The sequence below is a fragment of the Streptomyces sp. G7(2002) genome (assembly GCF_028870195.1).
Taxonomy (GTDB): Bacteria; Actinomycetota; Actinomycetes; order Streptomycetales; family Streptomycetaceae; genus Streptomyces; species Streptomyces nigrescens.
Genome location: NZ_CP102609.1, coordinates 4,341,968 through 4,361,394, shown reverse-complemented (window position 1 = coordinate 4,361,394; position 19,427 = coordinate 4,341,968). Strand labels below are relative to the sequence as shown.

Sequence of the window (19,427 nt, the reverse complement as noted above, 5' to 3'; positions counted from 1 at the left end):
CCTAGGAAAGTGCACCCCCCGTCCCTACTATGACGGCCCGTCAGATCGGAAGCGGGGGCCCGTCGACCGGACGGGCGTTGTCGCACGGCCGGGAGGAGCCCGCCGATGGATGCCGCGTTCACCGAGGAGCAGCACGAAATCCGCCGTACGCTGCGCGAACTGCTGCTCAAACGCTGCGGTCCGGACGAGGTCAAGGCGGCGGTACGCACCCCGGCGGGGTATGACACACAGCTGTGGCAGCAGCTCGCCGGCCGGCTCGGCCTGCCCGGTCTGGCGCTGCCCACGGCATACGGAGGAGTGGGCTGCGGGCCCACCGAACTCGCCCTGGCCTGCGAGGAAACCGGCCGCGCCGTCCTTCCCTCTCCCCTGATGGCGACCGCGGCGCTGGCCGCCCCGCTGATCCTCGCGCTGGGCAGCGAGCGCCAGCGCACCGCACTGCTGCCGGCCCTCGCCGCCGGGGAGCTGACCGCGACGCTGGCCGTGCCGGGCGGCCGGCTCGCCACCGCACTGGCGCTGACCGGGCCGAACGACGGCGGCTGGGCGGGCGGCGGCCGGGCCGGCGGAATCCAGGCGAGGAGGGCGCCGCAGGAGGGCGAGGCCGTCCCGTCGAAGAACGGCGGGCGGCCGGCGGGCGGTGGCTGGCGGCTGTACGGGGAGGCCGGGCAGGTGCTCAACGGGCACACCGCGGAGGTGCTGGTGGTGGCCGCGCACACCGGTGGGTTCGCGAAGGGCCGCACCCTGCTCTTTCTCGTACGGGCGGCGGCGGGCGGGGGCGAGGCCCAGTCCGGCGCGGAGCGCGGTGTGCCCGGTCTGCTGCGGACCCGGCAGACCGCACTGGACGAGACCCGGCCGCAGGCGCGCCTCGAACTGCGCGACGTACCGGCCGAGTTGCTGGGGGAGGGGGACGGCGACGAGGCGGCGGTGGCCGGTGCGCTCGCCGCGACGGGGGTGACGGCGGCCGCGGCACTGGCCGCCGAGGCGGTCGGCGCGGCCGATACGGCGCTGGCCCGTACCGTCGCCCATGTCCAGCAGCGGGAGCAGTTCGGCCGGCCCATCGGTTCCTTCCAGGCGGTCCAGCACCGGCTCGCCGATCTGTATGTGCGGCTGCAGGCGGCCCGCTCGGCGGCGTACTACGCGGCCTGGTCGGCGGGCCGCGGGCCGTCCGCGCCCGGGGGCGCCGCCGGCCCGTACGGGGCGGCCGAGCCCGGGGTGGGGGCGCTGGCGCTCGCGCAGGCACTGGAGAGCCTGCGGGCGGTGGCGGCCGAGGCGGTGCAGCTGCACGGCGGTATCGGCTTCACCTGGGAACACGAGGCGCATCTGTACTTCAAGCGCGCGGCCTGCGACGAGCTGCTGCTGGGGCCCGTGCACCGGCTGCGCGCACGGGCCGCCGAGGAGGCGGGGCTGTTCCCGGACGGGGCGGAGGAGCCGAGCGGGGCGGGGAAGCCGGGCGGGAGTGGGGAGCCGGCCGGTGCGCCGGGCCGTACGGCGGCGGTGGAGGTCTGATGCCGCCGGGTGAGCGGTTGCTCATGAAGATCTCCGCGACCCGTGCGTTCGCCCGGACCGCGCCGTATGTCATCCCCGCCCTGGACCGTGCGGTACACCGGCTGACCCGCGGAAAGGTGCTGCTCAGCGCCCGGATGCTGCCCGGTGTGGTGCTGACCGCGACCGGCGCCAGGAGCGGGCTGCCGCGGCGTACTCCGCTGGCGTGCGTACCGGAGGACGGCGGCAGCTGGCTGCTGGTCGGCAGCAATTTCGGGCGGCCGGGGCATCCGGCCTGGACCGGGAATCTGCTCAGGAATCCGGAGGCCGAGGTGAGTTGGCGGGGCCGGGACATTCCGGTGCGGGCCCGGCTGCTGACCGGTGAGGAGCGGGCGCGGGCATGGCGGGCGGCGCTGGCGCTCTGGCCTCCGTACGCCGCGTATCAGGCACGGGTGACGCGGGAGATCCGGCTGTTCCGGCTGGAGCGGCGCTGAGCGGGCCGGTGCGCAAGGGGGCGTCGACCCTGCCCGGGCCGGTGCGCCGCATACGCGCAGCGGGCGCCGTGCCGAACCCCGGAGGGGCCGCGCGGCGCCCGCTGCGTGTGGTGTACAGCTATGGCAGGACGGACACAGGACCGACGGCGAACCGTCCCGGGAGCACCGGGACTTCGAGGCGCGGCAGCTTCTCCGGCCGCTTCCCCGACTGCTGTCGCGGTTACTTCGTTATTTGGTCGGCTTCTTTCCGGTGACGCCGAGGTGCACCAGCAGCGCCAGATTCGGCTTGAGCTCGGCCTGTTTGACGCCCCAGCTCTGGAAGCCCTTCTGGTGTGCGGCAACCGCGGCCAGCATCGCGACGATCGAACCGGCGATGGCGGCCGGGCTCACGTCCTTGTCGACCTTGTTCTTGCTCTGGAGTTCCTTGATGGAGTCCGTAAGGGAGTTGGTGACGGCATTGAGGATCTTCATGCGGATCTTGTAGAAACGCTTGTCGCCCTCGGCCGCACCCAGGTCGATGACGCGCAGAATCGCGTCGTGCTTGCGCCAGAAGGAGAGAAAGCCCTCGACCAGATCCTCCGCGGCCTGCCAGGCGGATTTGCCCACCCAGGAGCGTCCGGCGACAAGATCGGTCAGAGTGGCGCCTTCTTTGGCCATCTCCTCGGCGATTTCGAGGACGGCGCCCTCGACGTCCGGGAAGTACTGATAGAACGTTGCGGGTGAAGTCCCCGCTTTTCGGGCTACATCGATGACCTTGACGTCCCGATAGGGGGACGAACTGAGCATTTCACTGAGGCAGTCGAGAAGCTTTTGCCGCGTCGCCTGTCCGCGGCGGCCGGCAACTCTGCCGTCGACGGTTCGAACTTGTCCTGTCATGCCGTCAGCTTACCGAGGGGTGATCGGAGCGCGATTTGGCTGCCTGCAAATGGGGATGGGGGAGTTAGGGGTGCGTGGCCCCGGGGAGTGCCCTGGTGGCGGGCCCGCGCGCGATCACGGCTTGTATGGCGCCGCTTGGTCCGAACCGGTGAACGGTGTTATCAACAGCCTGTGGACAACTTTGGTGGATAAGTGGTCACCCTCCGTGCAACAAGTGCACGACGATGGCCGTCAGTTGAACTTCACCCCTACTTCTCCGCCGACTCCGCCGCCCCCTTCGGGCCTCGCGGGAATCGGACCTGCGTTCGAATTGCCGTCGCGCATACTTCGCGAACCGGCGCTAGCGTGGACATATGGCCGCCGTGGTGGTCGGCGCTGTCCGCTGCCCGCACGTCAATCAAGGCGCCACGCCAGGTGCGATGCCGCCGAAATGACCTTCGAACGCGCAGAATTGGGGCGTGGGGCCGGGAGCGACGACGGGGAGGGCAGGGCCGGTGGGGGGTGAGTGTGTGCGGTCGGCGGAAAGGCATGATTTCGGCCACCGCGGCCACCGGATGCCCCAGAGGCTCAACCGTTCCCCTGAGGTGCGCGTCAAACGGAATGGTGAACGTCCATATATCGGGCGGTGCCGCGCGCAGGGGAGCCGCAACCGGCCGGTAACCCGCTCGGCAATCGCCCGTCGCTGGACGTATCGGAGCACGTCAGGCGGGGTGGGGTGACGTCGGGTAACAGGCCCGGTGCGGGCTACGGGGGGTATGCCGTGACACGGCGGACAGGCCCCGGGTTCGCAACCGTCGGCTCGGCCAGGAAGAATCAGCACGCGTACGGCCGTTTCGGCCAGGCGGTGAGCGCTGCACGGGGCAGTGGCTCTCGGCGGCTCGTGGCTATTGAGAGTCTCTTTTTTACGCCCCACGGGGAGGTGGCAGGTAAGTGGTGGAGCAGCTGAAGCAGCTGACGCAGCACGATCCCCGGCGGATCGGCCCGTTCGAGGTGCTCGGCCGTCTCGGGGCCGGCGGCATGGGGCTGGTCTATCTGGCGCGCTCGGCGTCCGGCCGGCGCGTGGCGATCAAGACGGTGCGTACCGAGCTCGCCGAGGACCAGCTGTTCCGGGTCCGCTTCACACGCGAGGTCGAGGCGGCCCGCGCGGTCAGCGGCTTCTACACGGCCGCGGTGGTGGACGCCGACCCGCGCGCGGCGGTGCCCTGGCTCGCGACGGCCTATGTCCCCGCGCCCTCCCTCGAGGAAATAGTCAATGAGTGCGGGCCGCTCCCGGCCCAGGCGGTGCGCTGGCTGGCGGCCGGGATCGCCGAGGCGCTGCAGTCCATCCACGGTGCGGGCCTGGTGCACCGCGACCTCAAGCCGTCGAACGTGCTGGTCGTCGAGGACGGCCCCCGGGTGATCGACTTCGGTATCGCCTCCGGGGTGTCCAACACCCGTCTGACGATGACCAATGTGGCCGTGGGCACGCCCGCCTACATGTCACCCGAGCAGGCCCGTGACTCGCGCAGTGTGACGGGCGCGAGCGATGTCTTCTCCCTCGGGTCGACGCTGGTCTTCGCCGCCACCGGCCATGCGCCGTTCCATGGCGCCAACCCCGTCGAGACCGTCTTCATGCTGCTGCGTGAGGGCCCCGATCTGGCGGGGCTGCCGGACGAACTCCGTCCGCTCATGGAGTCCTGTATGCAGATGGAGGCCGGCCAGCGGCCGTCCCCCGCCGATCTGCAGCCCCAGCTCGCGCCGCACCTCTTCGGCTCCGGCAGCGACGACAGCGGTACCGCCTCGGCGTGGCTGCCGCCCGGTGCGGTGGGCCTCATCGAGGGCCGGCGCGGCGGCCGCACCGCCGTACCCGGCAACGGCCAGCGGGCCGGTTCCGGCCGCGGCGCGAGCCGTCCGGCGCCCGCCGCACCGCCGGCCCCGCCCGTGTCGCCCCCGATGCCCGCAGCACAGCCCGCCCAGGCGCCGCGGCGGCCGGAGAGCGCCCCCGCCGCCGCGGAGTCCGGCTGGCCCGGCCAGATCGGCGCGGGCCCCGGCGCGCACCGCGGCGGCGACCCGCGCGGTGCCCACCCCGGCCCGATGCCGCAGGCCGCGGTGCTCGGCCCGGACGCCTCGACGGCCCGGGTGACCCCGGTCTCCGCGCCGCCGCCCACCGCCGCGCCGTCCCCCGCTGCCGCGCTGTCCTCCGCACCGCCCGCCCCGTCGGCCGCTCCCGGGGAGGGTGCCGCCGGTCCCGTACAGCTCGGTGGCTCGCCCGCCCCGATAGGGCCGGGTCCGCGCGCCGACGCACCGCCGCCGCGCGGGCAGGCCGGTGCCGCGACGAACTGGGTACGGCCGCCCGGCGCCGGGCCCACGACCGGGGTGCCCCCGCAGGGCCCGGCGCACGGCGGGGAGAGCCCGGCCCGCAATGAGGCCGCACCGCCCCCGCCGCCCGAGGCACCGCCCGCCGAACCGGGCCGCTGGCGCCCCTGGCGGTTCCGGATGTCGAACGATGTGTGGGGCACCCCCGCGGTCGCCGACGACCTGCTCTACGTCACCTCCTTCGAGGTGCATGCGCTCGATGTGGCCAGCGGGCGCCGCAAGTTCAAGACCCGCGACGTCGCCTGGGCGATGGCGGTCGCGGACGGCCGGATCCATGCCTCGGACGGCCCGAGCCTGTACGCGCTGGACGCCGGCGACGGCACCGAGCGCTGGCGGCTGACCACCGAGGGCTGGGTCTACGCCCTCAAGGTCGACCGCGGGACCGTCGTCACCAGCACCCGTGGGGGCGGCGTCCAGGCGTGGGAGGCCGGCAACGGCGAACTGCTGTGGGAGACCGGCGGCGTCCAGACCGACTTCGAGACCGCCGAGGCCGGGCCCGTGGTGCACGAGGGCACGGTCTTCGTCTGGGCCGACGCCCGGCTGAAGGCACTGGAAGCGCGGACCGGCGCCGAGCGCTGGTCGTATCCGGTGGGCGACGCCGCGGCCTGCGGCGGGGTGCCCGTGCGGCTGCTGCCGGCGTCGGACGGTGCGGTCTACGTGGTGGCCGGCACCCGGGTGCTGGCGATCGACATCGCACGCGGCGATGTGCGCTGGCACTTCGAGGCGCCCGCGGTGTTCCTGAGCCCGCCGGCCTTCGCCCCCGGTCCGGCCGTCACCGGCGGCGGGGTCTATCTGGCGGACTACCTCGGCACGGTCTACGCACTGGACCCGGCGGACGGCCGCGACCGCTGGCGGATCGCCACCGAGGCACGGCAGTCCACCGAACCGGTGCTGGTCGCGCACGGCGCGGTCCATCTGGGCAGCGGCAAGGCGCTCTACACACTCGACGCGGTGACCGGCACCCCGCGCTGGCGGTTCCAGGCCGGTGCGGAGGTCGTCGGCGCACCGGTCGTCGCGGAGGGCCGGGTGCACTTCGGCTCCGCCGACCACTGCCTCTACACGCTCGACGCGATGGGCGGCCAGCTGCGCTGGAAGCTGGAGACCGGCGGCGAGATCACCGGCTCGCCGGTGGCGGTCGGCGGTGTCGTGTACGCCTGCAGCAAGGACCGTTGTGTGTACGCGCTGGACGCGGCCAAGGGGACGGGGCTGGCACGGCGGCCGTGAGGTCGTGAGGTCGTGACTTCGTGATGCCGTGATGTCGCGATCGTGCGTCTACTCGCGTTCTTCCGGGGGCTGTTCGCGCCGTTCGGGTTGCTCGGGCGGTGCGGGGCGCGGCTGTCGCTGCTCCTTGCCCCACTCCACCGGAGGTGTGGGCGGCTGCTTATGGGCCGGCATGGTGGGCGGCGGTGGGGGAGCCGGTTGCGGCTGCTGCGGGGGCGGTTGCTGTGGCCGTTGCTGTGCTTGTGTCCGCTGTTGCTGTTGCTGTTGCTGTTGCTGTTGCTGCGGGGGCGGTGGTGGTGGCGGGGTGATCGGCAGTGGTGTGGTGGGGGTGTCCTCCTGTTGCCCGTAGGGGCCACCTCCGGGTCCGCCGGGACCGGCCGGGGGGCCGGCAGGTCCGGGTCCGGTCGGGTACGGCTCGGGGTTCCATTCCTCGGCGCCCGGGCGGCCCGCGTCCCACGGTTCGGGAGTCCCCGGAGGGTAGGGCGTGTACGGGTCGTAGGGCGTGCGCTCGTCGTAGCGCCCGTCGTGCGCATAGCGTCCGTAGCGGCCGTCGTCGTACTGCCGGTCGTCGTAGCCGGGGTCGTAGGCCCGGCGGGGGCGGCCCCGCATGATCAGGGCGCCGAGCAGCAGCAGTGCGCCGCCGCCGAGGGCGTTGGCGACGCCCACCCCCAGACCGCGGGCGCCGGCCGTCAGCTCGGTCGCGGCCTGTCCCTGGCGGACCATCCACAGAATCGTGAAACCGAGCACCACCAGGCCCGCGAGGGTGACCAGCACCCGGGAGCGCAGGGCGACACCGATCAGGGTCAGCAGGGCGGCGAACGCCATGGGGAGCAGGAGGGACCCGAAGAGGGCGGCGCTGGTGCGCGTGAGCCCGTTGAAGAGGTCCTCGATGCGCACGTCATTTCCGTGACGGCCGTCGTACCAGGGACGGAAGGGGCTCCAGACGGCGGCCGTCGCTCCGACGAGGGCGATCAGCGACCCGAGAACGTTGCGCACCACGGGCGTCGCCTCGCTTCGGGTCGTCCGGTCATCCTCCGGGACCGACGCTACGCCTGAGCCCCTGCACGCGCGAGACAAGTACGCCCGCATGCGTGGCCGGGGCCCGTAAGGGGTGTCACCGGCGCTTGCTAGGGTGCCGTGCACGCGTCAATTCAAGAGTGACGGCTCAGCGGTTTCCACGGGGGATGGGCAGAATGCAGCAGCGCATGCGCAGGGGTACGGGCACCCGCGGGGGCGCCCGTACGGGTATCAGGGCAGCGGTCGCGGCCGGGCTGGCGCTGGTGACGGTGGCGACCGTCAGCGGCTGTGCCTTCGGCCGGCCCCGGGTGGCGATCCCCAGTTCCTTCCCGAGCCCGACGTTCTCCAGCGGGTACGACCCGAGCGACCCGACCCCGTCGTACGAGCCCACCTTCTCGCCCTCGCCGACCCAGGAGACCTACGACCCGGACGGGCGGTCGGACGTCAGCGGCAGCGGCTGCGACTTCTCCGATTCGCTGCGCCAGTTCACGTACACGGTCTCCATCACCAACCCGTCCATGAACGATTCCTTCTCCTACGACATGGCCGTCAACTGGATGAAGGCCAAGCCGGCTGACGGGAAGGCGTACGGGCTGCACGAGCGCTCGATCACCGTCGGTCCCGGCGACACCGAGACGTACACCGCCAAGTACACCGTCAACCAGTCCTCCATCGGGCGGTTCTGGTTCACCTGTGAGATCACCCGGGCGCACAAGAGCCGTATGTGACCCGTAGGGGAGCGGTCGTCACCTGACCAGGGGCCGGCCGCTCCGTCCGCCGTCCTGGCCGTCGCCCCGCCCGCCGTGCCCCTCACCGGGCCCGTCGCCGTGCCCCTCGCCCTGCCGCTTGCGGGCGGCGAACAGCGCGGCCTGGCGGTCCGGGGGCAGACTGCCCAGCGCGATCAGATGGGGAGCGTGCGCCAGGGCCTGCGCTCTGGCCGCCTCCTTGGCCGCCCACAGGGCGCGTACGGTGCCCTGGACCGCCTCGGTCGGCTGGGCGGCGAGCACGGCCGCACGGTGCCGCGCCACCTCGGCCGCGGCGCCGGGTGCGGTCAGCTCGGAGACCAGGCCGGTCTGGTACGCCCGGAGTGCGCCCAGCCGCTCCGCCGTCCCCATCAGGGCCAGCCGGGCGGCCTCCCCGTAGGGCATCCGCTGTGCCATATAGAGGGACTCGTAGGCGCTCACCATCCCGTAGGTGGTGTGCGGGTCGAAGAATGTGGCGTTCTCGGCGGCGACGAGGAACTCCGCCTCGCCCAGGAGATAGAAGGCGCCGCCGCAGGCCATGCCCTCGACGGCGGCGATGACCGGCTTCCACAGGTCGTTGGACTTCGGGCCGATGCGGAGCAGCGGGTCGTCGAGGGAGTAGGGCGAGGACGGCTGGGGGACGTTGACGGAGCGGTCGATGCCGGTGCAGAAGGCCCGGCCGCCGGTGCCGGTGAGCACCACGGCCCGTACGGTGTCGTCGAAGCGGAACGCCCGCCAGGTGTCCGCGAGTTCGGCGGCGGTGGCGAGGTCGACGGCGTTGTGCCGCTCGGGCCGGTCGAGGGTGACCAGTGCGACCCCGTCCTCGATCTCCGTGCGGACCGTCATGGCCGCTCCAGGAGCCAGCGGGGTACGGTCACGCCTCCCGGCATGGTGTGGAAGACGGCCTTCACCGGGGCGCCGATGCGCAGCCGGGCCGGGTCGACGGAGTTGAGGGGGGCGTCGGCGGCGGTGACGAGGTTGCCGACGAGGCGGATGCGCGGGGCCTCGGCCAGCTCCACGACGATCGCGTTGTAGCCCGGCTGCTCGGCGTACGCGGGCAGCAGCGGCGGGTGCGGCAGCACATAGGACCAGATGCGGCCGCGGCCGCTCATCCGCTGCCAGCGGGCGGCGAAGGACTGGCAGTGCGGGCAGCACGGCCGGGGCGGGAAACGCAGTTCGTCGCAGTCGGCGCAGGCCTGGACGCGCAGTTCGCCCCGGGCGGCGTACTCCCAGAAGGGCGCGCCGTCCTCGTCCGGGACGGGAAGCAGCAGGTCGGCGCCGTTGTCGGGCCGGTTGTCAGTGGCGGGTGCCACGATCGGTGTCATGGCATCACGAACGGGCTCACGGATGGACTCACGCAGCGGCTCACGAGCGGACTCCCGAGTGTTCATGACCTCTCAACTCCTCAGCAGCAGGGCCGAGGTGGGGACTCCCTCGCCCGCGGTGACCAGGCAGGTGGCGGCGTCGGGGACCTGCGCGGTGCTGGTGCCGCGCAGCTGTTTGACGCCTTCGGTGATCAGGTTGAAACCGTGTACGTACGCCTCGGAGAGACCGCCGCCGCCGGTGTTGAGCGGGAGGCGGCCGCCGATCTCCAGCGCGCCGCCCTCGGTGAAGGCCGCGCCCTCACCGCGCCCGCAGAAGCCGTAGCCCTCCAGCGAGAGGGGGATCAGGGGGGTGAACGCGTCATAGATCTGTGCCACATCGACGTCCTGCGGTCCGAGGTCGGCGCCTTTCCACAGGTGCCGGGCGGCCGTCCAGGCGGGGCCGGTGAGCGGGTCGTCGTTCCAGTAGTTGACCATGCCGTGGTGCTGGGCGGGCAGGCCCTGGGCGGCGGAGTGGACGTAGACGGGCCGCTGCCGGCAGTCGCGGGCGCGCTCGGCTGCGACCACGACACAGGCCAGCGCGCCGTCGGTCTCCAGGCAGTTGTCGAAGAGGCAGAGCGGCTCGCTGATCCAGCGGGCGGTCATGTACATCTCGCGGGTCAGCGGGCGTTCGTACATGATCGCGGCCGGGTTCTGGTTGGCCCGGTTGCGGCAGGCGAGCGCGACGTTGAAGAGGTGGTCGCGGGTGGCGCCGTATTCGTGCATATAGCGGCGGGCCAGCATGCCGATCTCGTCGGCGGGGCGCAGCAGTCCGAAGGGGCGGGTCCACTGTCCCGGAGTGGGCAGCTGGACCCGGGTGTTCTTCCAGGGGCGCGGCCCCGACCCGCGTTTACGGGACCGCCAGGCGACGCCGACGCTCGCCTGGCCGGTGGCGATCGCGGCGGCCAGGTGGGCCACCGTGGCGCAGGAACCCCCGCCGCCGTAGCCGACCTTGGAGAAGTGGGTGACGTCCCCGGCGCCGATGGCCTTGGCTATCTCGACCTCGTCGGTCTCCTCCATGGTGTAGGAGGCGAAGGCGTCCACCTCCGAGGGGGCGATCCCGGCGTCGTCCAGTGCCGCGACGATCGCCCGGCAGGCCAAGGTCTTCTCGGATTCCGGGAGTTGCCGGGCGAACGGGGTCTGTCCGATGCCGGCTATCGCCGTAGCGTCCTTGAGGGTCGCCCCCATCGCCACCTCCGTGGTCGGTCGCCAGTACTGACAGCGGAGGAGGCTACCGCTAATCTGACGGGCAGTCAGCTACTGGCGTACAGCTCTTCGGCGGGAGGCAGCGCGATGCGCGACGACGTGGAGGCGCGGGCGGACCTGGAGTACGGCGCCATCCCCGGCCTGGTGCGCGCCGCCGCCCGGCGGTACGGCTCCCGGGAGGCCGTGGTCGAGGGCCGCACCCGGATCTCGTACGCCGAGCTGGGCGAGCGGGTGGAGCGGGCGGCGGCCGCCTGTATGGCCTCCGGGGTCGTGCCCGGCGACCGCGTGGCCGTATGGGCGCCCAACACCCTCGACTGGATCGTCTCCGCCCTCGGGGCCGTCACCGCGGGCGCCGTCCTCGTCCCCGTCAACACCCGCTTCAAGGGCACCGAGGCCGCCTACCTCCTGCGCCGCACCCGCGCCAAGCTCCTCTTCATCACCGGCACCTTCCTCGGCACGTCCTACATCGCCGCACTCCGCCGCGCCGCCCGTGAAGGCACCGGCCACGGCCCGCTGCCCGGACTGCCGCGGCTGGAAAAGGTCGTGGTGCTCTCCGACGACGCGCCCGCCGACTTCGTCACCTGGCAGGAGTTCCTCGCCGGCGGCGCCGCGGTGCCATCGGAGACCGTCCACGACCGGGCCGACTCCGTGGGCTCCGACGCCCCCTCGGACATCATCTTCACCTCCGGCACCACCGGCCGTCCCAAGGGCGCCGTGATCACCCATGCGCAGACCCTGCGCGCCTACGACGTCTGGAGCGAACTGGCCGGCCTCCGGGAGGACGACCGCTACCTGATCATCAATCCCTTCTTCCACACCTTCGGCTACAAGGCCGGGATCATCGCCTGTCTGCTGCGCGGCGCGACGATGATCCCCCAGCCGGTCTTCAGCGTGGAGACCGCGCTCGCCAAGATCGCCGCCGAGCGGATCTCCGTCCTCCCCGGCCCGCCCACCCTCCATCAGCAGCTCCTGGACCACCCCGCCCGCGCCCGGCACGACCTCTCCGCGCTGCGCCTGGTGGTCACCGGCGCCGCCGTGGTCCCCCTGGAACTGGTCGAGCGGCTGCGCAGCGAGCTGAAGATCTCCACCGTCCTGACCGCCTACGGCCTTTCGGAGAGCTCGGGCGTCGTCACGATGTGCCGCCGCGGCGACCCGCCCGAGGTGATCGCCGCGACCTCGGGCCGCGCCCTTCCCGGCACCGAGGTACGGATCGTCGACGCCGCGGACCGCCCGCTGCCGCCCGGCGACCCCGGCGAGGTGCTGGTCCGCGGCTACCACGTGATGTCCGGCTACTTCGAGGACCCGGCCGGCACGGCCCGCGCGCTCACCCCCGACGGCTGGCTGCGCACCGGCGACGTGGGCGTGCTCGACGCGGACGGCAACCTCCGGATCACCGACCGCATCAAGGACATGTTCATCGTCGGCGGCTTCAACGCCTATCCCGCCGAGATAGAGCAACTCCTCGGCCGCCACCCGGACATCGCCGACGTCGCCGTCGTCGGCATACCCGACCCCCGCCTCGGCGAGGTGGGCAAGGCCTATGCGGTCCGCCGCCCCGGCTCCCTGCTCACCGCCGACGATCTGATCGCCTGGTCCCGCCGCGAGATGGCCAATTACAAGGTCCCGCGGGAGGTCGCCTTCGTCACCGAACTCCCGCGCAACGCCAGCGGCAAGATCCTCAAGACCCGGCTGCGGAAGGGTGCCGCGGGGCCCGCCCCCGCGTGAGGCGGCCGACCCGCCGGCCTGCCCCCGCGCCTGTTCCCGTCGCACAGCCACACCGCCACACCGCCACACCGCCACATCGCGTCCAGGGCACTCACCGCACTCGGCGCACTCACCGCACTCGGCGCACTCACCGCACTCGGCGCGGCACGTCCAGCGCCGCACGCGGAAGGACCGGGCACCGCCCCGTCGAGCCGTTCCGGGCCCCCGGGCCTACGACGTCGGAGGTGTCCAGTCCGGCCGGCGGCCGCTGAGCGCCACCACCCGGTCGAGGAACGGTGCGTCCGCCGCCACCTCCACCGGCGGGCCGAACGGCCCGCGCTCCGGGCTCTCGGCGAACTGCGTGAGCAGCGCGTACGAGACCCCGAGGCTCGCCGTGTCGGGCGCGTACTCCTGGCCGGTGGCGCGCGCCAGGTCCCAGCCGTGCAGCACCAGCTCATTGAGCGCGATCCGGCCCGCGATGGCCGCGGGAAGGGCCACTCCGCCCGCCTGGGTCTCGCCCTCCCAGGCCTCCGGGGCGTGCCAGGCCTCCGCCATGCCCTGCAGATTCCGGTCCAGTTCGGTGCGCCAGCCGGGCTCCACATCGGGCTCCGTCGCACCGGGGTCGACGCTCGTCATCGGCCCGAGGTTCTTGCGCGCCGCCTCCTGGAAGGCCGCGGCCAGCCCGACGAGGTGGCCCAGCAGATGGCGCACCGCGTACGCCTCGCAGGGGGTGGGGGCATCGAGCTGCTCCTCGGCGGTCCGGGCCGCGAGCTGTGACACCAGCCGCGCCTGTGCCGCGAAGTCGATCGTCTCGGTCATCGTCCGGGTCCTTCCGTCCTGCCGGGGGCGTCCTGCCGGGGCCGGCCCCGGACGCATACCGCGCACACCTCCGGCGCCACTCCCAGTGAAGACTCCACCGGCCCCCGGAACTCATCGCCACACCGCCGTACGTCTCCCGCCACACCGCCGCACGGCTCCGGCTACTCCGTATACCGCTCCCGCAGCACCGTCTTGAGCACCTTGTTCAGCGGCCCGCCGCGCGGCAGCGCGCCGACGGTCTCCAGCTGCTCCGGCAGTTTCTGCGTCATCAGCCCGGCCGCCCGCAGATGCGCGGTCAGCCCGGCCAGAGTGAGCGGCGGTGCGGCCGGATCGGCGGGTGTGACGACCGCGCACACCCGCTCGCCGCGTTCCCGGTCCGGCAGTCCGATCACCGCGGCCTCCGCCACCGCCGGATGGGTGTGGAGCAGATCCTCGATCTCCTGCGCGGAGATGTTCTCGCCCTTGCGGATGATGATGTCCTTGAGCCGCCCGGTCAGCACCAGATGCCCGTCGGGGCGCAGCAGCCCCAGGTCCCCGGTGCGGAAGGAGCCGTCGGCGGTGAACGCCTCCGCGGTCAGCGCCGGATCCGTGTACCCACGGAAGAGCATCGGCCCCTTGAGCGTGACCTCGCCTGTCTCCCCGGTGCCGGCCGTGGACCCGTCCGGCCGGACGATCCGTACCTGCGCTCCCACGACCGGTTTGCCGACCGTCCGCGACAGCTGCTCGTCGCTGTCGTACGGCGTCCCCATCGCGATCATCGGGCACTCGGTCATCCCGTAGCCGTGCACGATCGCGCACCCCAGCTCCCGGCCCGCCGCCGCATACAGCTCCGGCGGCATCGGTGCCCCGCCGCCGGACAGCAGCCGCAGCGACGGAATCAGCCGTCCCGCGTGCGGCAGCTGCCGCCGGTAGCGGCGCGACTCGTCCAGGAACGCCTGGTAGAACGCGGTGCTGCCGCCGGCCATGGTGACCCCGCGCCGCCGGTAGACGGCGGCCGCGCGGCCCGGCTCGAAGGTGTCCAGGACGACCGCGGGAAACCCGCTGACCAGCATCGCGATGACATAGTCCGGACCGGCGATGTGCGCATACGGAAAGGCGATCGAGCCGATGTCGTCCGCGGACATGCCGAGCGCGGTGGCCAGCCCGACACCACCGGCGATCAGGCCGGCATCGCTGTGCTCCACCCCTTTGGGATCGGAGGTGGTGCCGGAGGTGTAGTAGATCCAGGTGGTGGCCCCGTCGCCGGCCGGTGCCGCGGCGGGCAGCCCGGCCGGGTCCGCCGTGGGCAGCCCGTCCCCGACCGGCAGCACCCGCACCCCGTCCCCGGCGAGCTTCCGGACCATCGCGGTGTGGTCGAACCCCCGCCACACGCCCGGTACGAGGACGAACTCCGCCGCCGACTCCGCCAGGATGAAGCCGACTTCACGCTCCCGGTGGAGCGGAATGACCGGTGTCTGTACGGCCCCCAGCCTGGCCAGCGCCAGCGACGCGACCACCGTCCCGATCCGCGTCGGCAACTGCCAGGCCACCCGCGTCCCGGCCCCGATCCCCAGCTCCCGGAACCCGGCCGCCACCCGCAGCGCCTCGTCCCGCACCCCGTCGAAGGTGACGCTCCGACCGTCCCCGTCGAAGAACATCGGTCTCCCGCACGAGACCCGGGCGCGGTACTCGACCAGTTCCCAGAGCGTGTGTATACGGGCGGGTTCGAACACGGCGCGCCTCCTGGCTACGAGCGGAGCGGGGCGGGGCCGGCCCGACGGCCTCGGCGGGCCTGAACGGCGCGACTGTAGCAGCAAAGCTGATGGATCGTCAGCTCTGAGTGACGCGGATCTGTGCGGCAGGCGGAGAGGCTGCCGAAACCGAGCGGGCCCGTCGCGGTGCGACGGGCCCGGCCCCCGTGAAGGGGCGGTGCTGCGTTCGGTCAGTGCTGGACGGAGCCCTGGGGCGCGGTCGGGATGTGGTTGTCGGGGGTGGCCGTGTTGGCGACTATGGGCATGGTGCTGTCCTGGGCGGAGAAGCCCGGGGTGGCGGGGGTGTGGCTGTCCGCCATCGCCGGAGTCGCGGCGCCGCCGGCGGCAGCGGCCGCGAGGGCGACGGTGACGAGGGTGCGCGTGAATCGGCTCATCTGAACTCCTTGAAGAGGTGAGTCATGAACAACAGAAGCTTGCCGTTCATAGGCCGTACATTCGATCAGGTGTCCTGAAATAGCTGCAGAATGAGGGGAATTGCCGTTGTGGGGTGCCGCGGCACCCGGCACGCAGCCAGGACCCTTCTGCGCCGGAGCACGCGAAAGGGGCCGACTTCGATGACTCCCCCCTTAGGAATGTCATCGAGGCTGGCCCCTTCGGTCCCCCCGTACTTCCCCCCGTTCCCCCGTACGTCCCCCGTACGTCCCCCCGTACGTCCCCCCGTACGTCCCCCGTACTTCCCCCGTTCCCCGGTCTCCCTCCGGGGCGTCTTCCCGGGTATCCCCCTGATTCCCGGGCTCACTTGATGCCGGTGTCGACTACTTGGGGTCGATGATCGGCCGAGTGCTGTCCTTCGCCGTCACGGAGTGACCGTCATGGGGAGCGCCCGCGGCACCGGCGACAGGAGCGTGCCCTTCCGCCGGCTGGATGGGACGCGTGCTGTCCATGGGCTGGATCGGGCGCGTGCTGTCCATCGGCTGAATGGGGCGCGTGCTGTCCATGGGCTGGATCGGACGGGTGCTGTCCATGGGCTGGATGGGACGCGTGCTGTCGAGCGGCTTGACGACATCCTTCTCGTCACCCGGGCGAGGCTGGTTCTCGGTGGCCATACGATCAACTCCTACGTGTGGGCGCTTTTGGCGCACCCGCCCGGCAACTCCCCCGTGGGTCGCCGGACGGGCGAACCGCGGCCGAACACCTTATCGGTGGGGCTCGCTCACCGAGCCGCTTGCCCCCCGAGGCGGCGGATCGGTTGAGAAGAGACTGCCGTGTGGCGATGAACGATCGATAAACGCCGGAGAGGCACGCCTTGGCTGCCGCTAAGCGACCGCCACCGAGGTGGGAAACCGCTGCGCACCGCTGTTCTGCGGCAGTCCCAGCCTCTTGTGAATCGTCTGCACTTCCTGCTGGCAGACCTGTGCGCGCCCAGTGTGCCCGATCTCGCTCAGAGCGTCTCCGAGTACCGCGAGTGCGCTGGCGCGCCAGCGGTCGCCACCGCTGCTGCGGAGCGCGGCGACCGCGAGTTCAGCGTAGTTGGCCGCCTTGGCGGGCTGATGTGCCGCCAGTTCCACTTCTGCCAGGCGCAGATACGTCATGCCTTCCCAGAACCGCTGCCGGGTGTCCTGGAAGCTGACAAGGGCCTCGGTCAGTTGTTGCGTGGCCTCCTCCAGGCGGTCGGCCAGCGTGAGGGCCATGCCCAGGTTGTACTTGCCGTTGGCCAGCCGTCGCGAGGCACCGCACTCCTCGTACAGCGCGACACCCTGCTCGGCGAGCGCGACCGCGCTGTCCACCCGCCCGGTGTCCAGATGAACCCGGGAGAGGTTGCAGAGCGCGCTCGCCTCCGACTGCTTGTTGTTGATGTCGCGGTAGGAGAGGAGAGCCTGGTTCAGATAGGCGTCCGCCTCGTCGAGCCGACTCTCGATACTGGCGATGATGCCCCGGTCGTTGAGTCCGTTGCAGGCGGAGAAGTCGTCGCCTGCGGCCAGTCCGCGCAGCGTCGCCAGCTTGGCGTGCTCATCGGCTTCGCCGAGCCGCCCGGACTGGGTGTAGATGGGGGCGAGGATCCAGTGCACGCGAGCCGCGGCGTGCTGGTCGTCGGCCTTCAGCGCGGCGGCGAGCAGGGTGAGACTGGCTTGCTCGAACTGCCGGTTGCTGGCACCGGAATCCGCCATGTCCCTGGTGAGCACCAGCAAATCGACGGCACGCCGCAGGGAGCCCGGTGCGGTGTTCTGCAGCGCGCAGGCGATCAGGCATCGGGTTTCACTGAACAGCCAGCTCATCGCCTCGGCGCGGTCCTCGAAGACCAGACCGGGATAGTGCGGCGTCTCCATGTGGTCGACCAGGATGTCGCCGGGGAGTTCGAGGGGGTATCTGTGCGCAGCTGTCGCCAGATAGAAGTCCAGGAGCCGCGACACCGCCGCATCGCGCTCCTCCGGCGGCTGTTCGTCGCGCTCCGCGCAGGAGCGTGCGTAGAGGCGTACGAGGTCGTGGAAGCGGTAGCGGCCGGGTGCCGCGGATTCCAGCAGTGAGGTGTCGACGAGGGATTCCAGCAGGCTCTCGGTCGTATCGGCGTCCATGCCGAGGAGGGCGGCGGCCGCGGCCAGGGAGATGTCCGGGCCGTCGGCCAGACCCAGCAGCCGGAAGGCCCGTGCCTGCTGGGGTTCGAGCTGTCCGTATCCCAGTTCGAAGGTGGCGGTGACGGCGAGGTCGCCGGCCCGCAGCTCGTCCAGACGGCGGCGCTCGTCGGCCAGTTTGCTGGCGAGCACGGAGACCGTCCAGGTGCGGCGGGAGGCCAGGCGGGAGGCGGCGATACGGATGGCAAGCGGGAGGAATCCGCAGGCACCGACCACGTCCATCGAGGCCTCGCGCTCGGCGTTCACCCGCTCTTCGCCGACGATGAGGGTGAAGAGGGTGAACGCCTCGTCGGGGCTCATCACATCGAGGTCGATCAGATGCGCCCCGGCGAGATCTATCATGCGCGCGCGGCTGGTGATCAGCGCTGCGCAGCCCTCGGTGCCGGGGAGCAGCGGGCGGATCTGTGCGGCGTCCCGGGCGTTGTCCAGCAGGGCCAGCACGCGGCGGCCGGCAAGGGCGGAGCGGTAGAGGGCGGAGCGCTCCTCCAGGCCGTCGGGGATCGCGGAGTCCGGGGTGCCGAGGGCGCGCAGGAATGCGCCGAGCACGGCCTCGGGCTCGGCGGGGGTGTGTCCGGCGCCCTGCAGGTCGGCGTAGAGCTGCCCGTCGGGGAAGTGCTCGCGGGCGGCGTGCGCCACGTGCACGGCGAGGGTGGTCTTGCCGACGCCGCCGATGCCGGTGAGCGCGGAGACCGCCATCACGCTGCCCTCGCTGGTGGCGAGCCGGTCGCCCAGCTCGGCGACGAAGGGGGTGCGCCCGGTGAAATCGGCGACGGTGGCGGGAAGTTGCTGGGGGCGGACGACGACATGGTCGGCGTGGTCCGAGCCGTCGCTGAGCGTGAGGGGTGCGTCCAGGTCGGCGTCCGCGCGGAGGATCCGCTGCTGGAGTTCCGAGAGTGAGGCGCGGGGCTCGACGGCCAGTTCCTCGTCCAGGAGCCGACGGGTGTCGGTGTAGACGGCCAGTGCCTCCGCCTGCCGGCCGCTGCGGTACAGCGCCAGCATGAGGAGTTCCCGCAGTCGCTCACGCAGGGGGTGGGCGGCGGTGAGGGCGGTCAGTTCGGAGACCGCCTCGGCGTGGCAGCCGACTTCCAGGTCGAGTTCGAGGCGTGTCTCCACCAGGGTCAGCCGCCACTCGTCGAGGCGGGTGCGCTGGGTGTCGGCGTAAGGGCCGGCGAGGCCGGCCAGGGGCTCGCCGGCCCACAGTGCGAGCGCGGCGTCGAGGAGCTCGCGGGCGCGGCCGCGATCGCCGGCGGCCTTGGCCTTTTCGGCCTCGGCCGCGTACTGCTCGGCATGGTCCAGGTCCAGGTCCAGCGGGCGGCCGTCCACGGAGCGGATCGCATAGCCGCCGGACTCACTGACCAGGGCGGCTGCGTCATCACCCAGCGCCTTGCGGAGCCGCGAGGCGTACGTACGCAGCGCGGCGAGCGCGGCGTGCGGCGGTTCCTCGCCCCACAGTGCGTCGACAAGCTCGGGTGCGGTGGCGGTACGGCCGCCACGCAGCAGCAGTGCGGCAAGCAACGCACGCTGCTGCGGGGATCCCGCTGCCAGCTGCGTAGCGCCGCGCCAGGCCCGCACGGGACCGAGCACGGAGAAGCGGAGCCGCTCCCGTCCCTGTCCCGGACTGTGGTCCATGTCTCCCCCTGCCTTGTGCCATCCGTTCGTACCGTTCGCATCGGTTCACCGTGCGCAACGGTCAGTCTGCCTTGTCCCAGCCCCTTACGTCAGTAGGGGTCCGGAGCATGCACAAAGCCTCCTCGGGTGATCAGGAGGTGTATGCGCCAGCGCACAAGAAGGCGCGGAAGGTCCGCTTCCGCGCGCCCTCTGGCCGGTAGTT

At 72.2% G+C, this 19,427-nt stretch carries 15 protein-coding genes; 5 read left to right on the top strand and 10 right to left on the bottom strand.

The window, feature by feature from the left end; genetic code table 11:
• Positions 1-105 precede the first annotated feature (105 nt).
• Complete coding sequence (locus tag NUT86_RS18095; protein WP_274736393.1) at positions 106-1,503, top strand: acyl-CoA dehydrogenase family protein; 1,398 nt, start codon at positions 106-108, stop codon at positions 1,501-1,503.
• On the top strand, positions 1,503-1,973 hold the full coding sequence (locus NUT86_RS18090; protein ID WP_093639760.1) for a nitroreductase/quinone reductase family protein: 471 nt from the start codon (positions 1,503-1,505) through the stop codon (positions 1,971-1,973). Before NUT86_RS18095 ends, NUT86_RS18090 begins: the two co-directional genes overlap by 1 nt.
• Before the next feature lie 228 nt (positions 1,974-2,201).
• Here the strand turns inward: NUT86_RS18090 and NUT86_RS18085 are convergent, their stop codons facing one another.
• Positions 2,202-2,849: a TetR family transcriptional regulator gene (locus NUT86_RS18085; RefSeq protein ID WP_026170093.1), complete on the bottom strand. Its 648-nt coding sequence runs from the start codon at positions 2,847-2,849 to the stop codon at positions 2,202-2,204.
• Positions 2,850-3,779: 930 nt separating this feature from the next.
• On the opposite strand from NUT86_RS18085, the gene NUT86_RS18080 reads away from it, so the two are divergent.
• The gene (locus NUT86_RS18080; RefSeq protein WP_274736390.1) at positions 3,780-6,428 is read left to right on the top strand and encodes an outer membrane protein assembly factor BamB family protein; all 2,649 of its coding nucleotides are present in this window, start codon (positions 3,780-3,782) and stop codon (positions 6,426-6,428) included.
• Between the two features lie 48 nt (positions 6,429-6,476).
• On the opposite strand, the gene NUT86_RS40460 is transcribed toward NUT86_RS18080, so the two are convergent.
• The gene (locus tag NUT86_RS40460) at positions 6,477-7,424 is read right to left on the bottom strand and encodes a hypothetical protein (protein ID WP_342456250.1); all 948 of its coding nucleotides are present in this window, start codon (positions 7,422-7,424) and stop codon (positions 6,477-6,479) included.
• Positions 7,425-7,630: 206 nt separating this feature from the next.
• Here NUT86_RS40460 and NUT86_RS18070 point away from each other — a divergent pair, with 206 nt between their 5' ends.
• Complete coding sequence (locus NUT86_RS18070) at positions 7,631-8,170, top strand: hypothetical protein (protein WP_234017637.1); 540 nt, start codon at positions 7,631-7,633, stop codon at positions 8,168-8,170.
• A gap of 18 nt (positions 8,171-8,188) precedes the next feature.
• Here NUT86_RS18070 and NUT86_RS18065 read toward each other — a convergent pair whose 3' ends face one another.
• The 3 genes from NUT86_RS18065 to NUT86_RS18055 form a co-directional block, all read right to left on the bottom strand.
• On the bottom strand, positions 8,189-9,031 hold the full coding sequence (locus NUT86_RS18065; RefSeq protein WP_274736386.1) for an enoyl-CoA hydratase/isomerase family protein: 843 nt from the start codon (positions 9,029-9,031) through the stop codon (positions 8,189-8,191).
• Entirely contained in the window at positions 9,028-9,510 is a 483-nt protein-coding gene (locus tag NUT86_RS18060) for a Zn-ribbon domain-containing OB-fold protein (RefSeq protein WP_018092269.1), read from the bottom strand. The genes NUT86_RS18065 and NUT86_RS18060 overlap by 4 nt, the downstream gene beginning before the upstream one ends.
• A 72-nt stretch (positions 9,511-9,582) precedes the next feature.
• On the bottom strand, positions 9,583-10,734 hold the full coding sequence (locus tag NUT86_RS18055; RefSeq protein ID WP_159487819.1) for a lipid-transfer protein: 1,152 nt from the start codon (positions 10,732-10,734) through the stop codon (positions 9,583-9,585).
• A 105-nt stretch (positions 10,735-10,839) separates the two neighbouring features.
• Between NUT86_RS18055 and NUT86_RS18050 the strand changes: the two genes are divergently transcribed.
• Entirely contained in the window at positions 10,840-12,477 is a 1,638-nt protein-coding gene (locus tag NUT86_RS18050) for a FadD3 family acyl-CoA ligase (RefSeq protein WP_159487821.1), read from the top strand.
• A gap of 210 nt (positions 12,478-12,687) precedes the next feature.
• Here NUT86_RS18050 and NUT86_RS18045 read toward each other — a convergent pair whose 3' ends face one another.
• The 5 genes from NUT86_RS18045 to NUT86_RS18025 form a co-directional block, all read right to left on the bottom strand.
• Positions 12,688-13,275 carry a TIGR03086 family metal-binding protein gene (locus NUT86_RS18045; RefSeq protein ID WP_093639739.1) on the bottom strand — a complete coding sequence of 196 codons (588 nt, stop codon included), beginning with the start codon at positions 13,273-13,275 and terminating at the stop codon, positions 12,688-12,690.
• A 161-nt stretch (positions 13,276-13,436) separates the two neighbouring features.
• Positions 13,437-14,987, bottom strand: coding sequence for a class I adenylate-forming enzyme family protein (locus NUT86_RS18040; protein WP_159487823.1), 1,551 nt, complete (start codon positions 14,985-14,987; stop codon positions 13,437-13,439).
• 209 nt (positions 14,988-15,196) lie between these two features.
• Positions 15,197-15,400 carry a hypothetical protein gene (locus tag NUT86_RS18035; RefSeq protein WP_018092264.1) on the bottom strand — a complete coding sequence of 68 codons (204 nt, stop codon included), beginning with the start codon at positions 15,398-15,400 and terminating at the stop codon, positions 15,197-15,199.
• Between the two features lie 381 nt (positions 15,401-15,781).
• Positions 15,782-16,072 carry a laminin G gene (locus NUT86_RS18030; RefSeq protein WP_093639733.1) on the bottom strand — a complete coding sequence of 97 codons (291 nt, stop codon included), beginning with the start codon at positions 16,070-16,072 and terminating at the stop codon, positions 15,782-15,784.
• A gap of 210 nt (positions 16,073-16,282) precedes the next feature.
• A complete protein-coding gene (locus tag NUT86_RS18025; RefSeq protein ID WP_274736381.1) occupies positions 16,283-19,225 on the bottom strand; it encodes an AfsR/SARP family transcriptional regulator in 2,943 nt (980 codons plus the stop codon).
• Between the last annotated feature and the right edge of the window lie 202 nt (positions 19,226-19,427).